The organism is Pseudoalteromonas sp. 0303 (assembly GCF_013349995.1).
Taxonomy (GTDB): Bacteria; Pseudomonadota; Gammaproteobacteria; order Enterobacterales; family Alteromonadaceae; genus Pseudoalteromonas.
In genome coordinates this window covers 1-13,180 of sequence record NZ_JABVXF010000061.1, presented here as the reverse complement: position 1 = coordinate 13,180, position 13,180 = coordinate 1, and the positions used below count along the sequence as shown (strand labels likewise).

Annotated in this window: 12 protein-coding genes; 5 read left to right on the top strand and 7 right to left on the bottom strand. The window is 36.6% G+C overall.

What is annotated here, in order from left to right; all coding sequences use genetic code 11:
- Positions 1-43: 43 nt before the first annotated feature.
- The 4 genes from HUS62_RS21380 to HUS62_RS21365 all read right to left on the bottom strand — a co-directional run bounded on the left by HUS62_RS21380 (position 44) and on the right by HUS62_RS21365 (position 5,562).
- The gene (locus HUS62_RS21380; protein WP_175081084.1) at positions 44-1,702 is read right to left on the bottom strand and encodes a GGDEF domain-containing protein; all 1,659 of its coding nucleotides are present in this window, start codon (positions 1,700-1,702) and stop codon (positions 44-46) included.
- Positions 1,703-2,242: 540 nt separating this feature from the next.
- Positions 2,243-3,874 (bottom strand): hypothetical protein, encoded by a 1,632-nt coding sequence (locus HUS62_RS21375; protein ID WP_175081083.1) that lies wholly within the window; start codon positions 3,872-3,874, stop codon positions 2,243-2,245.
- 350 nt (positions 3,875-4,224) lie between these two features.
- A complete protein-coding gene (locus HUS62_RS21370; protein ID WP_175081082.1) occupies positions 4,225-4,602 on the bottom strand; it encodes a hypothetical protein in 378 nt (125 codons plus the stop codon).
- Between the two features lie 186 nt (positions 4,603-4,788).
- Positions 4,789-5,562, bottom strand: coding sequence for an excalibur calcium-binding domain-containing protein (locus tag HUS62_RS21365; RefSeq protein ID WP_175081081.1), 774 nt, complete (start codon positions 5,560-5,562; stop codon positions 4,789-4,791).
- Positions 5,563-5,720: 158 nt separating this feature from the next.
- Between HUS62_RS21365 and HUS62_RS21360 the strand changes: the two genes are divergently transcribed.
- Together HUS62_RS21360 and HUS62_RS21355 are read left to right on the top strand one after the other, a co-directional pair.
- The gene (locus tag HUS62_RS21360; protein ID WP_175081080.1) at positions 5,721-6,428 is read left to right on the top strand and encodes a hypothetical protein; all 708 of its coding nucleotides are present in this window, start codon (positions 5,721-5,723) and stop codon (positions 6,426-6,428) included.
- Between the two features lie 82 nt (positions 6,429-6,510).
- A complete protein-coding gene (locus HUS62_RS21355; protein WP_175081079.1) occupies positions 6,511-7,308 on the top strand; it encodes a hypothetical protein in 798 nt (265 codons plus the stop codon).
- A 995-nt stretch (positions 7,309-8,303) separates the two neighbouring features.
- Here the strand turns inward: HUS62_RS21355 and HUS62_RS21350 are convergent.
- The 3 genes from HUS62_RS21350 to HUS62_RS21340 form a co-directional block, all read right to left on the bottom strand.
- On the bottom strand, positions 8,304-9,542 hold the full coding sequence (locus tag HUS62_RS21350; protein ID WP_175081078.1) for a type II toxin-antitoxin system HipA family toxin: 1,239 nt from the start codon (positions 9,540-9,542) through the stop codon (positions 8,304-8,306).
- The gene (locus HUS62_RS21345; protein WP_175081077.1) at positions 9,532-9,927 is read right to left on the bottom strand and encodes a helix-turn-helix transcriptional regulator; all 396 of its coding nucleotides are present in this window, start codon (positions 9,925-9,927) and stop codon (positions 9,532-9,534) included. Before HUS62_RS21345 ends, HUS62_RS21350 begins: the two co-directional genes overlap by 11 nt.
- Before the next feature lie 306 nt (positions 9,928-10,233).
- The gene (locus HUS62_RS21340) at positions 10,234-10,557 is read right to left on the bottom strand and encodes a hypothetical protein (protein ID WP_258536830.1); all 324 of its coding nucleotides are present in this window, start codon (positions 10,555-10,557) and stop codon (positions 10,234-10,236) included.
- A gap of 237 nt (positions 10,558-10,794) precedes the next feature.
- Here HUS62_RS21340 and HUS62_RS21335 point away from each other — a divergent pair, with 237 nt between their 5' ends.
- Genes HUS62_RS21335 through HUS62_RS21325 form a run of 3 tightly spaced genes read left to right on the top strand, consistent with a single transcriptional unit; the run spans position 10,795 to position 13,127 of the window.
- Positions 10,795-11,931: a PD-(D/E)XK nuclease-like domain-containing protein gene (locus tag HUS62_RS21335; RefSeq protein WP_175081076.1), complete on the top strand. Its 1,137-nt coding sequence runs from the start codon at positions 10,795-10,797 to the stop codon at positions 11,929-11,931.
- 60 nt (positions 11,932-11,991) lie between these two features.
- Positions 11,992-12,777: a recombinase RecT gene (locus HUS62_RS21330; protein WP_175081075.1), complete on the top strand. Its 786-nt coding sequence runs from the start codon at positions 11,992-11,994 to the stop codon at positions 12,775-12,777.
- Complete coding sequence (locus HUS62_RS21325; protein WP_175081074.1) at positions 12,777-13,127, top strand: hypothetical protein; 351 nt, start codon at positions 12,777-12,779, stop codon at positions 13,125-13,127. The genes HUS62_RS21330 and HUS62_RS21325 overlap by 1 nt, the downstream gene beginning before the upstream one ends.
- The last annotated feature ends 53 nt before the right edge of the window (positions 13,128-13,180 follow it).

Here is a 13,180-nt window from a genome sequence, read left to right as displayed (position 1 = left end):
GGGCTAGTTTTGACGATGAATTCAGGGCTGAGCTTATCTTTGGTTAATACTTGTTAACAAAGTATGCTCTCACCCTGACCTCATCTCCAACACTATGTCCAAATGTGTCATTAACTTGTTTAAAGTGATCGATGTCGATCATAATGAGCAAATACTCGGGCACATCTGTATTAGATTCGATATCAAAATTTTCTATATATTCTGTTAGTGCACGTCTATTACCTAACTTAGTCAATGGATCAATTTGGATTTTATTCTTAAGTATTGTATTTGTTTTTTCAAGTTTGTTTTTATATTTTCTTATAGAGACATAACGTCGAACAAGTAAATATAAGACAAAAAAGCTGATGAATGAAAATAAAATTAGAAGTGTATTTGAAAGTTCTTTTTCTTGTAATCTAACAGACTGAAGATCATTTTGAATTTTTAGCATTTCTATTTCATTATCTTTTAACCTCGTTTGATAATCTTCATGAATTTTAGTAACTTCCCGGGCTCTTTCACTAAACATCAACTCTATATATTTTTTATAGTAACTTTTGATTTCAATTAAAGCGCTATAGTGTTCTCCTGCGAGTTCATATGCATTACTTAAACTATACTGCTGTTGAATCATTGCTTTAAAATTATCTTGTTTTTCGAAGCTGTTTTTCGCTTCCGTTAGTAACTCAATGGCAGTAGCGTAATTACCCAACTCTATTTCAATATGTCCTAAGTTGGAGCGGCAATAGTGAAGTACCGAGTTAACGCCGTGTTTAATTGACTCATCAATGCACTCTTGAACCTCAAGCTTTGCTTCTTTGATCCTCTTTGCCTGTAATAACATTCCTGAGAGGTTGTTTTTAACGTTTAGAATTAAGCTAATTGACCCTGTCTTTGATGCGCTCTCTTTAGCAAGGTAAAGCGCTCTAATTGCTTCATCATTTTTACTTAAATTTTTTAAAAATAGTGATCTCATTATCAAAAGAGAAGTTTTCAATTGCGCATTTTCTCTTTGTTCATCATTATAAATTTTAAAAGCCAGGTCATTGATTTCTAAGCCCTTGGAGAAATCTTCAATTTGTAAATATATTATAGAGATATTAGAGTATATTTTTATTAACCAATCTTCAGTATGGTAACGCTCTAAAGCTTCTAATGCCTGAAAATAGTCTTTTAATGCACCGTTATTATCACCATTATTTTGCTTTGTAATAGCTCGTAAGTTATAGAGCCGACCAACTAAATGATTAAAGTTAATCTTAATTGCTGGTTCTAATGTCTCGTCAATGATATTTTTAACTAATTTATTGTTTCCATCATGTATTAAGTTGAAGTTAGCATTTTGGTAATTAGCTTCTAACTTCAACCAAGTTACATTTACTTCCTGTGCATATTTTTTTAATTCTTCAATAGCTTTTCTTTCTTCACTAGTTGAAGATAAAGCCCTATGAATTAGGATTTTTAAAATATAGTATTTGGCATTTATTGTCGGTGAATTTTCCCAATTTTTTGATGCTTTCCAATTGTTCAGTTGCTTAAGGGTTTGTAATGGATTCTTTTTGTATTTATCTTCGGCTTCTAATAATTGTAAACCTAAAGGAGTAGTTTTTAGTGATGAAAATGGATGTATCTCTTCTGGATAAGTTAGTGCTTGTAGTGGGTAGATCAGAATCACTAAAAGAGTAAAATATAGAAAAATTTTTTTTAGACAATATGCCATATAGTCCCCTTGAATAGGACCTTGTAATGTTTTAATTGAAAAAATTGACAAGGGCCTTATGACTTAACATACAAATTATATACAATGAATCCTCTATTTGGGAAACTGTTTAAGTTAAATAAGAAGCATCGCCCGACAAAGCGGTTAGTAGCCACAATAGCGCTTCTTACTAAATACGTCTACAGGAGTGGTGAGAGTTTAAATTTATTGGTTCTATGCTTGTCCAGAAATGATACCCTTAACCGACTTCAGCTCTGAAAAAATAGCAAAACCAATATCATTCATTTCCTGTTTACTGGTCCCAACCCTTTTTTAATTAGCTCAGGATAAGGCATTAGAAATACGTTTAAAGCCTTTTGGATTTTATTTCTAATACCTTTCAATGACATATGCAACGAATAACTACTTACAATTTACAGCTTATTTCTAATTAAAAGGCGAGAAAAAGAGTAAACTTGAATTTAACCTTTTTTAAAATGTTTCTGCTTGTAGGGTTTTAAAACCAAGCCCAATTATTAAAATTGGACTTAGTGAAAGGTGTTATGGTGCAACTGATTCGGTTTTTGTGCACCCCTCCCCTTCTAGGTTCCAACCTGCAGGGCAAGTATTAGTGCTTGGAGCTTCAACAGTTTTACTACACTGCTCCCCCCCTGATAAAGTATAATCTGCGAGGCAAGAGTAAGTTACAGGTGTAGATGTAGAACTAACGCAGCTAGTTCCATTCAATGTCCCACCAGCCGTACATAAGTAAACTAAACTCGCATTCTCTCTCTTATTACATTTCGACCCTGACAAACTATATTGTGACGGGCAAGAGTAACTCACAGCTGTAGATGAAGAGCTAACGCAGGTAGTGCCATTTAATGTACCACCAGCCGAACATGAGTAAATCAAATTCTCTGAAATCTTTTGATAACATATTGTACCACTTAGAGAATAACCGCTATCACAGTAGTATATTTCGTTTGTTTCTTCTAGCCTCGTACACCCTCCAGGACCTAAACTATATCCAGATGGGCACTTAAGAGTAATTGGTGTGTTTTCGGTCTTAACACACTTAACTTTTGAAGCTGAAAAGATATCATTTGGATCTTCTCTATAAGTCACAATGCTATAACCCGCGTCGCATTTATTCTTAACTGGCTGTGGATACATCCCCCAACCTACATCATCACAGCTTGTTTTGTCACTATTGAGTTGCCAACGAGGTTCATCACAATAAGGTATCGCGGCTCTTTCTGACGTTCTAGTACAAACCCCTTCGTCCAATAAGTAGCTAGTAGGACATGATTGAATTACGTTTGAAGTTGTCAATATCATGCATTTGTTATTTGTCAGGGTAGAACCTGCAGGACATGACGTGTTTGCATTTTTTTGAATATCTTTAAAACAGCTGCTTCCTGAGCGCGTATATCCAGCCGGGCATGATGAACTTGCTGGCGAGCTCGATGAACCTAGACATAAACCATTTGAGTATGTGGTACCAACTGGGCAATTTTTAGTTGCATCAATTTGAGTATCTTTATAACAACTACTTCCTGAGCGCGTATATCCAGCCAGGCAAGATGAGCTAGCAGGCGAGCTAGATGAACCCATACATGCACCATTTGAATACGTTGTACCTGCAGGGCAGTTCTTAGTGGCTTCTACAGTATATGTTTTAGAGCAATCACCAGAATTTGTACTATATGCATAACCTGAAGGACACACTTTAATTGCTGGTTCAGTTGAAGTTTTATAACATATTTCCCCTGATAAAGTGTAGCCTTCAGGACATGTTGCCCCTTTGACACTTAGAGTTATGGTATAATTTGCAGCTCCTGATGATCCAACTACCCCTGGGTAAATTGGAATATCTAGACCGCCAGCTGAGTTAACAGCCTTATCAAATTGAACAGTTTGCCCTTTTGTTACAGTATTTCCATTTACTACGACAGAGCTTGGTGCGTTACTATGTAACTTAAATGTGATCTGCTGTTCACCAAAAGCCTTATTTCCATCCAAGGTGTATAATGTTGGTACCTTTATTATTGTAAACGGTTCATCAGCTTTACTACTCAGTAAGCTATTAGAGGATAAGGTGTTTACAGGCTCAACATTTACTGTGGTTTCAGCTTTAGTGCTGAAAGATATATATACCAAGGCTAGCAGTAATAGTTTACGAAATAGCATTTTAGAACCCAAAGTAAGTTGTTATTCTAAATAGAATTCCTTTTTGAATTTGGTCCAAATTTGAAAATCTATTAAGTTGAGATTATTAATTTACTTGAAATGGATTTCAGAAATGCCTGAAAAAAATCTATTTTTGACAGATAATTTAGGGAAAGTGGAGTTAGTTTTTACAGCTGAAGGTTTGATTTTCCGATTCTCGAACCAAAATAGTGGTTCTGCTAGGTGACAAAACTCCGACATGACATACTACCATTAGCAGTCTAAGTATTCACTACAACGCCATTGCGTGCTTGAAATAAAAACAGATTTGAAAAAAGACTGATGATTAATACTAATAACAGCTGAAATCTTTACTCAGTTTTTCCAGTTAAGAAATGAACCCAACCTTTCCATTCTCTTTTGTAATGAAGGTTTGGATTTGATGGTATATTAGCAGGTCTACCACCCTCTTTACTTAATTCCCTAAATTGTGTCATCGTCTCAACGCCCAATGTCCGAGCAATTCGACAAGCTTCATGAAACTCAACGAATCGTCCACAACCAGGTGAGTTTTTAGGAGCTAAAACTTCTGACCATTTACAGCCATATACATTAGGTGGGCGCTTAGGCATAGACACTGGAAATTCATCACCTTCACTGGCCTCAAGCCATTCTTTAATTGAGGATAACTTTTTCTCTCGAGCATATCTTGCTGCTTCTGTAATTGATACGTATTTATCTTGGGACATTTGTTTAAAGTGTCTGACACATATCTTTTAATTCTACGATCAATTTTTAAAATTTTAAACATTATGAGTTTTTAAAATTCTAATATCATCTATCCCTCGTATTTCTTCTTTCTATCGAGCTTTTAGTTAAGAAGAGCTGTACAAGTGTGTTTTGAAAAAATATACCACCTTTCCTAGACTACAATATCATCTACAAACGACTCCATCGCCATCGCGATCATTCATATACGGATAGGCTGGGTGACCACTATAGACAGGCGTTATTTTATGGTTTCTTGCTTCTTTGCAGCTAATTTTACCATTTTGGTTATCATCATAAATTGACAAGGCACCAGTTGGATAGGACGTATCATAAGTAGTAGGCTGCAAAGATTTAACTTTGCTGTGGTTTACCATATCCGTACTAGTACAGTTCATCAGTACAGAGCTTAATGCGTGATATTCATTTAAATCTATACTCAATTTATATTTTTGCTTAACTTGAACAATGCGATTTACGAACCAGCATTTATTTTTTTCTGGCAACCACTCACCGGCATCAAAGCCGTACTTACCTGTTTTACTACATCGATTAACTTTAGGTGAAGCAAGCGTTAAATTCAGTAAGTCAGAGGCGAAGGCTTTTCTTATACTGACAGGAGCTGAGCACAAGCCTGAGTCATGAGCCTCAGAAGTGGCAACAATGTGTTCTATATCGGTTTCGGAATCTGATTCAAAATAGCTACCTGTATATGGTCCATAAACTTGCCCATTCATACTTGCAACAATGGCATCTTCTACATTCTGGTCATAATCATAATCCGTCTTTTTATCATACGCAGAGCAACGATTTTCATCTTTAATAATCAACCCTTGCCAACTTTCATATGCTGGGCCGCCTTGGTTCCCTCCGCCACTTACATCAAGTACTTTGCTGGGCAAAATAAATGACAACCCAAACAATATGGCGAATTTGTTCATGCAAAAATCCTTTATTTTCTTTAATAACCCCACAAATTTGGGGTTTATACGAATCATAAATGCTGACCTGCTGATTTATCAAATTTAAATTTTTTCAAAAATGCGCGTTTTTAAACATCCTGTATCGTTACTTTTGAAATTCAAATTTGGAGAAATGCATGAAAACTTTAAAACGTCACCTATTAATCGCGATCACTGTAATAACAGTTTCAGCATGTTCTAGTAACGGTATCCATGAAAAAATTGAACAGATAGAAGTTGCTCACCAAAAGCAAGTTGATAAAAAAAACGAGAAAATGGACCAACTCATTAATAGTATTCCAGATTGGTACTTAGATGTACCACAATCTGACTCAACAGGTGTATTTGGCGTTGGATACGGTTCATCAAACAAACCTCCTTTTGCATTAAAAGCAGCCGAGCTCAGAGCTAAATTTGATGTAGCAAAAAGCTTTAAACAACTTATCTCTGGCCAAGAGCGTTCATATGAAAACCAGACTCTAGATTCAAACCTTGAGACTCAAATTAATATGCTTATTGATTCAATTGTCGAAGAAGTTAGTGTTGCCGGTGCGCAGAGAGTAAAGCGTGAATTGTATAATGTTGCTGGAGTAGCAAATGCATATGTTCTTGTAAAAATGCCTTATGAAGAATATAACAGAGCAATACAGTCTTTGCGTGCTAAAACAGTAGAAGAGAAAGTGTCTGTTGCATTCGATGAACTTGAAAAGCGACTGCAGAATAGAAAGAGCGATGAACAAAATGCAATTCAAGCCACTCACCAGCGTGATGTTGAGCTTAAAGAGCTTGAAATCAAAAAAGAGGTAGAGCTACGAAAAGCTGAGCAACCTCAAAATAAAAAGTAATTTTTTAAAAATATTAGATTTTTTTTTGCCTCTATATGTTGCGTATATCTGTACATTATTAAGCATACATATGGAGGCTTTTATGTTTACAAACCTGAATCAATACTCAAAATATCAAAACTCAAAGTGGTTTATCATTGCCATTTTACTTTGCTCTATTTTATCAATAGTTTATTTGCAATTACGTCATCCCGCTGACAACTCTAGTGTAGAGCCAACTTTTGACTACTCAACTATTATCGATCACTTTAATGGCAAGCTTAACCAAGGTACATTTCTGTTCTCTGAACCGGTTACTTGGAACGGCCAATTTATTCCTGTTGAGAGTTATGCTGGAATAAAGCTTAAAAGTTTAAGCAGCGAGTATGCTGATGGTTTAGTTTTATATTGGCTTCATCGTATAAAGTTTGCCTCTACTAAAGAGGCTGGTGTCATAAAAGACAGTTTTGAGGCTGTAAAATCATTACCTTATGACATCAGCGAAGCTAATTTAGAATTCTTAGATTGTAGCCTGACTGAAAAATGTGATTATAAAAAACTTATAAATAACTTCAGCAACTCAGCTTGGGTACCATTTTGGGCAATGAAGGCAGATATTGAGCATGTTAAGAGCAAAAGTGATGAACTAAATGAGCTTAACATTTCTGCTGTTAGTGACTTAGAGTTTTTCGAGCTTCGTAACAATGCCGGTCATTTTGAAATCATACCACCAGCACTTGCTGACTACCTAATAACCATACCTTTTTATCTAAATTGCGGAACCAACAATCAAAAGCTTTTGATGTACTTATACGAGGTCAAAACTAGGTTTCCCCAGCTAAGCACGATAGTTGATGAGTTCATGAGTATGGCTTCAGCTAACCAGTGCGAGTTAGTGTAGGAGAGGAATAAAGATTCATACTAAAAGCTACTATCAAGTCCAAATCAAGCTACAACTGAATATTAAAGTATCATACTCTTGTAACTCTCTTCTGGACATTTTCGATTTAGGAATGGCTGCGTATCGATTGCGATCGCAGCCATTTTAGTATGATATTTTAATACTCTCTCACAGTAAGTTGGCAATAGATAGATGCTTTATACTGGATGTCTTTAACTTAGCTGCTTTATACTGTTATTACTTAAAGTTCTAGTTTTGGTTATCAGCTAAAGACTTAATAGCTTTTTTGATAGAAAACGGCCTCAACTCATCGTTAGAAAAGTGAACTTTGAAGCAAGGGTGAGTTGCCCAAGCTCCTTCTACATGGCGCTTTTCATATGTGACACTGAAGCCTGTTATCAACCTGCCATTTAATTCATATCCGGGCGAATTATCACAGTACCGTTCAAAAACATCTTAAAGACTCAAAGAGTTCGCCATTCTGTATTGTACCCTCTGGTGACAGCTCTACAAATACTTGCTCTTAATGATCAAGTTATTATCGTTAACCTAATTGCTGTCATCACGCAATATAGTTTCATACTGAGCAGGGCTGCAGCTCTGGTGTTTTGGTTTGGAAATTTGGAGCTGGGAAAGAAAGATTCATACTGGACTTAGGTAACAGCTTATATTCTTGCTCGATTCAAATTATAAAGTTTCATACTAAACCTGAAATATTTACCACCTTAACGAAACAAAACAGTGAAAAACTAAAACAAACTACTTGTTTCGTAGAACAAGCAACAAGAACTGGTAAAGTTATACTGCTACAAGTTGCCTCCTAGCAGTATGAAACTTTATTGTTCACCCACAACAGTTGATTTTTAACAAAAAAATAAGCAAGGCACGCCTTGCTTTTTCCTTACAAATGTCACTGCCGCCTCCTGTATCTAGGTAGTTCTAAGCAACCAAAGTACTAACTAACAACAGACAGGTAATAGCTGTCTGTTGTTATCTTATTCGAATTTTCTTTTTTTTCTATGCGTGTAACCGGTTGAAGTGTACACACCTACCTTTGCGGTGCTTAAGGACTTCTCAATCGACTCCCTTAATCCATCCATTAATCTTACTTCCTCACTAATCTTCAAGTAATCAGCAATCGTATCGGCAAATTCTTCTATTATTTGCGCGGGCTTGGAAATACCAAATTTATCACCAAAATCAACGAGCTCGGCGTGAGATGGCCACACTCGATTACCATTAATTTTTAATGCAGATTCATCTGCGATATCTGGATAAATTGGAGTGTGTGTGATGTCATATGGGGGTGCAACAGTTACAGCGGCCATCATGCCATCATAAGTTAGCGCGAAGTTTTTTAAGTGAGCGTCGCCATTGCCAATCAACATGCAAAACACAATGTATGAGTACATCGTTCTTAATTCACGCGGGTTACCCCCTGTGTATTTTGCTGTAAAATTCATTACATTTTCATAGCTTGACTGATATTTAGCTTCCTGAGTATTTGCAGAACCCATTAGCACAGTGAAGTCTTCAACCCCAATTTTTCGCTTTGGCTTTATATCAAACCGCTTTACAGCGTAGGTTCTCAAATCCTGACTTAAGTAACTGGCTGGTGGTTTTAAGCCGCACGCCTTTGCTGCTTGCATACACACAAACTCATTTACCGTGAGTAGCGGAAAATCATCGTCGAATGTTTTCACAATGTATTCATCTGTTTGAACTGTAGCTCTTTCCCCTGTGTCATTTGTCGCAGTTGCAGGAATGAGCACCTTGGGCTGCATTCCAGAAGCTACACCATGTAAATAATAACGATCTAGGAGGCTCGCAAAAATACCATCTTTACCTTTATAAGTAAGTACGTCCTCAAGGCCAATCGGCTCCGCTTTCGCTTGAGTAATATTGCTACCGTAGGCCAAGTGTCCTATTGCGTTACTAAATTGAAGCGCCAACATATACATATCATCAAACCTAATATCCTTATTTGCTTTGATAAGCCGTTCGTATAGGTAGGCACGAATTGCCCCTTCCGGCAAATTTTGAGTAAAAATTGGGTGCAATGAACCATGATTAAAAACCTTTTTTTCAACAGGCATTGTTAAGCTAATTCTATTAGCTGATGAGTATGTAAATCGATGCTCTGCGGGTTTTTGTAAAATCCCTGCATTTTCACCAAATGACTTAACACCAATTGTCTTAATTTGATTAGGGTAGTGTGCGTTTTTATTTTTCATTACTATCACCCGAATTTTTAAATAACAAATCAACGAGTGAATCTAATTCATCCATACCTGGTAATACTGCTGGTTTTTTCTTTGCTATTGCAGCGCTAGAAGAGTGATATGTTGCCCTTTCCTCATTCTCTGGGTAATTCTTATCATCGGGCATATAACTATATTCATCATCGTTTACCCAGCCGCTCGTTCCTTTGATTATGTCAATCTTTAAGTTCAATAATGATAAGTACTTAAGGAAGTACTTTAGACCCCCATCAAAAACACCGTTTTCCATTTGTGAGATTTGTCTACGGCCTATGCCGAGTATTTTACAAACGTCTGCCTGAGTCAGCTCTTGAGCTTTACGCGCCTTTTTTAAGATTTCACCATCATATAGCTTCATACGTTCACCTAACTCACCTGCAATGTTACTACACTATAACAAACCAACTAAGGGTTACTATATAGTAACCTCAAACCATAATGAGACTATATAGTAACATACCGATTAAATGGTACCATATAATAACATTAGTGTATTTTGCTCTAATATAATAACAAAATACTTGAGCGTTATTATATAGTAGCAGTGAGGGCAAGGCTAAACGCTGGGGTCTTTTTTAGCGGTATGTCACTAACTTGCTAATATAGTTAATACAAAGTGGTTAATCTATGAGGTTATTTCAACAAGAAAGTCACTTGGTAAGTATTAGTCAATACCTCGAACACTTGGATATTTGATGCCAGTAGATTCAGCAAGCTCTATTGTTATATTGCGTTCAAGCGGAAACTGCTCTTTGACTTGCAGCACATCTTGCCGCCACTCAAGCAAGTAGAACATGGATAGGTCAAGATCGGATAATGAGTGGTGTGTTCGTTTGGATTTATAACCAAAGACTCGATGTACACGACCATCGGATGGCGCATCATAAGCCGTTAACCAAGTCTTATAATCCTGATACTCGCCTGTACCACGCCCTTCATTAATCCTCTTACGATACTGCACCTCAGTATGGCCAATCTTCCTAGACATATTATACCACTATAACTTATTGAAAATTCAGCATAGCTAGAGTGAAAGTGTGATGCAAGCACCTCAGAGTCAAACTATATACTTTCTAAATGACTTAACTATCTGAAAATATAAAATTAAAGATCGCGCTCAATTCTCATCATTAACTTTGAAGATAGGTTTTCTTCTTCAGTTCAGCACGAAAAAATCTCTATGACATGATGTTACTACTTTAAATAAGTAGAGCAAGGCAAGAACATGGCATCAGCAAATCTAAAAGTTCAAGAAACAGAAAAACCCACAGAATGGCTTAACACTATTCTGCCTGCATACGATGATTTAGGTAATCCAAACTTTTTGGACTCTAATGGTGATCTTGTTGAAGGTATTTATAGCGGTGTGCCAAATTCTGTTTACCACGAATTAGATGCTCATAGCTCATCTCTGATTAAAGAGTTAGCGAAAAACACACCAGCTCATGTATTTCGTCAATATTTTTCTAATGAGGAAAGAAAACGAACTGCTGCACAAAGAAACACTCTTGATACTGGCACTTATGGTCATGAGTTAATATTAGAGCCAATTGGTTTTTATGATCGTTATTTCCGTGTACCTCTTGCCATTGAGTATCCTACAGCGCTTCACACAAGTGCTGAGCTAAAGGACGCATTAAAAGCCGCAGGTCAAAAGGTCTCAGGCACTAAATCAGAGTTAGTTAAGCGCTTGTTAGATGCTAAACCAAACAGCCTAATTTTTGATGATTTGATTGCGAAATCCATAATAAAAGGCGCTGGAGTCAAAGCCTACAACGAAGCTGTAAAAATGGTGGAAGATAATAAGTGTTCTAGCCTATTAGCTGCTTTCAACGATGGAGCGCTTTCACACATAACCCATAAGACACCAATAGATGGTTTAGTCTGGGATGACGCCCATAGAATTTTGGATACATTCAAATCTCACGCTAGAGCTAAGCGATTAATTTCAAATGGTTTTGCGGAACTTACTGTAATAGCGCGAGATCCTGACTCTGGATTAATGCTTAAAGTAAAATTCGATTACATTAACAAGCATGCAATTGCCAGTGATGTTAAGTCTACTCGTTCAGCCAATCCAAATAAGTTTAGATTCCAATGCCGAGACCTTCGATATGACGTTCAAGAGAGTTTCTATAAGTATGTTGCGAATTTAGCAGGTATTCCCGTTAAATTGTTTGCTTTTATCGGTGTTGAATATTTAGAGGCTGATATATGCGAGGTTTTTGAGTTGAAACGTACCCGCCAGATGATTGCTCATAATGACATGAAGAAAGCAATTGCAACTCTTAAAGAATGTTTAGATAGCGAAAACTGGTATGGATACACCAAAAACGATGAGGTCGTTGTTATTGACTGGTAATAAGCGCGATTTTTTAAATCAAATATTCTTATTACATATCTAAGTTCAACGGTGAGCGTTATGAGTTTATCACTTCAAGAATATCAAAATTTATTGTATGGAAAATTAACAGCATGCAAAGGCCAGTTTGATGCTTATCTTTACGAAAATGGTTATAAGCTTGACTTTAATACAGAGCTAAACTACGTCTATCAAATCGTTATGTCTGGATTAAACGTAGAATACAGCTTCCCTTACACTCCAGTTGAGTCCGTAATCAGTTCATTTTTAAAAGCTGCAAAAATAGGCCTTTCACTTTGCCCTACTGAGCAGCTTTGCTTTTTAAAAACTGAATATAGTGAATCATCAGGCCAATATGTGACTCAATTAGGATTAGGCTACAAGGGAATTCTTAAACTTGCTTACCGTTCTGGAAAAGTAAAACAAATTAATGCGAATGTTTTTTATGAAAAAGACAATTTCCAATACAACGGTGTAAATTCAAAAGTTACCCACACTACAACCGTTCTATCTAAAGCAATGCGTGGACAATTAGCCGGTGGCTATTGTCAAACTGAGCTAATTGATGGTTCTTTTAAGACTACAGTCATGCCTCCTGAGGAGATTTTAGCTATTGAAGAGCAAGGTAAGGCGATGGGTAATGAAGCGTGGCTTTCAGTACATGTGGATCAAATGAGGGAGAAAACCCTTATTAAACGTCACTGGAAGACCCTCTGCCCTTGTATTTATAGAGATAGTGTTATGAATGACCCAATGTTGTTTGATGATCAAGATTGTCAGCACAGTTCCAATCAGCAAGCTTATGAAGAACAATTCGAAAGTGCTTATTCACGCGAGGCGTACTAATGTTATCAGTTCAAATTGAAAAGCTAATCAAATCTGCTTCAGACAATATTAAACAGTGGGAAACATTGTTCAACTTGGCTTCACATTCTCATTATTCCGCTTTGATTAAAGAGTGCGCCCTAGATGACGTTGTTGCGACAATTAAAGATGTGGATATGTTGATCGGCTCTCTGAGTCCTGAGCTGCTTAACCTAGTAAACATAAGAGTTAGGAAACATCCCTACACTACTGCATATTGTCTGTTTCCTGCACTAAATACAGATAATGTAATTGCCTACCTTGAAACTCAAGGTATTGTAAAAAGCTATGAACTTGCAGTGGTTTATCACGGCAAGATCATTATAAATTGAACTTATAGAATATGTAGTGATCAGATCAAGGCATAATAATCACCTTGGTCACG

Excerpts from the sequence above, each read along its gene's own strand:
- HUS62_RS21325 (WP_175081074.1), top strand. The coding sequence starts at position 12,777 with ATGTTATCAGTTCAAATTGAAAAGCTAATCAAATCTGCTTCAGACAAT.
- HUS62_RS21340 (WP_258536830.1), bottom strand. The coding sequence starts at position 10,557 with ATGTCTAGGAAGATTGGCCATACTGAGGTGCAGTATCGTAAGAGGATT.
- HUS62_RS21330 (WP_175081075.1), top strand. The coding sequence starts at position 11,992 with ATGAGTTTATCACTTCAAGAATATCAAAATTTATTGTATGGAAAATTA.
- HUS62_RS21375 (WP_175081083.1), bottom strand. The coding sequence starts at position 3,874 with ATGCTATTTCGTAAACTATTACTGCTAGCCTTGGTATATATATCTTTC.
- HUS62_RS21370 (WP_175081082.1), bottom strand. The coding sequence starts at position 4,602 with ATGTCCCAAGATAAATACGTATCAATTACAGAAGCAGCAAGATATGCT.
- HUS62_RS21335 (WP_175081076.1), top strand. The coding sequence starts at position 10,795 with ATGGCATCAGCAAATCTAAAAGTTCAAGAAACAGAAAAACCCACAGAA.
- HUS62_RS21350 (WP_175081078.1), bottom strand. The coding sequence starts at position 9,542 with ATGAAAAATAAAAACGCACACTACCCTAATCAAATTAAGACAATTGGT.
- HUS62_RS21355 (WP_175081079.1), top strand. The coding sequence starts at position 6,511 with ATGTTTACAAACCTGAATCAATACTCAAAATATCAAAACTCAAAGTGG.
- HUS62_RS21345 (WP_175081077.1), bottom strand. The coding sequence starts at position 9,927 with ATGAAGCTATATGATGGTGAAATCTTAAAAAAGGCGCGTAAAGCTCAA.
- HUS62_RS21360 (WP_175081080.1), top strand. The coding sequence starts at position 5,721 with ATGAAAACTTTAAAACGTCACCTATTAATCGCGATCACTGTAATAACA.
- HUS62_RS21380 (WP_175081084.1), bottom strand. The coding sequence starts at position 1,702 with ATGGCATATTGTCTAAAAAAAATTTTTCTATATTTTACTCTTTTAGTG.
- HUS62_RS21365 (WP_175081081.1), bottom strand. The coding sequence starts at position 5,562 with ATGAACAAATTCGCCATATTGTTTGGGTTGTCATTTATTTTGCCCAGC.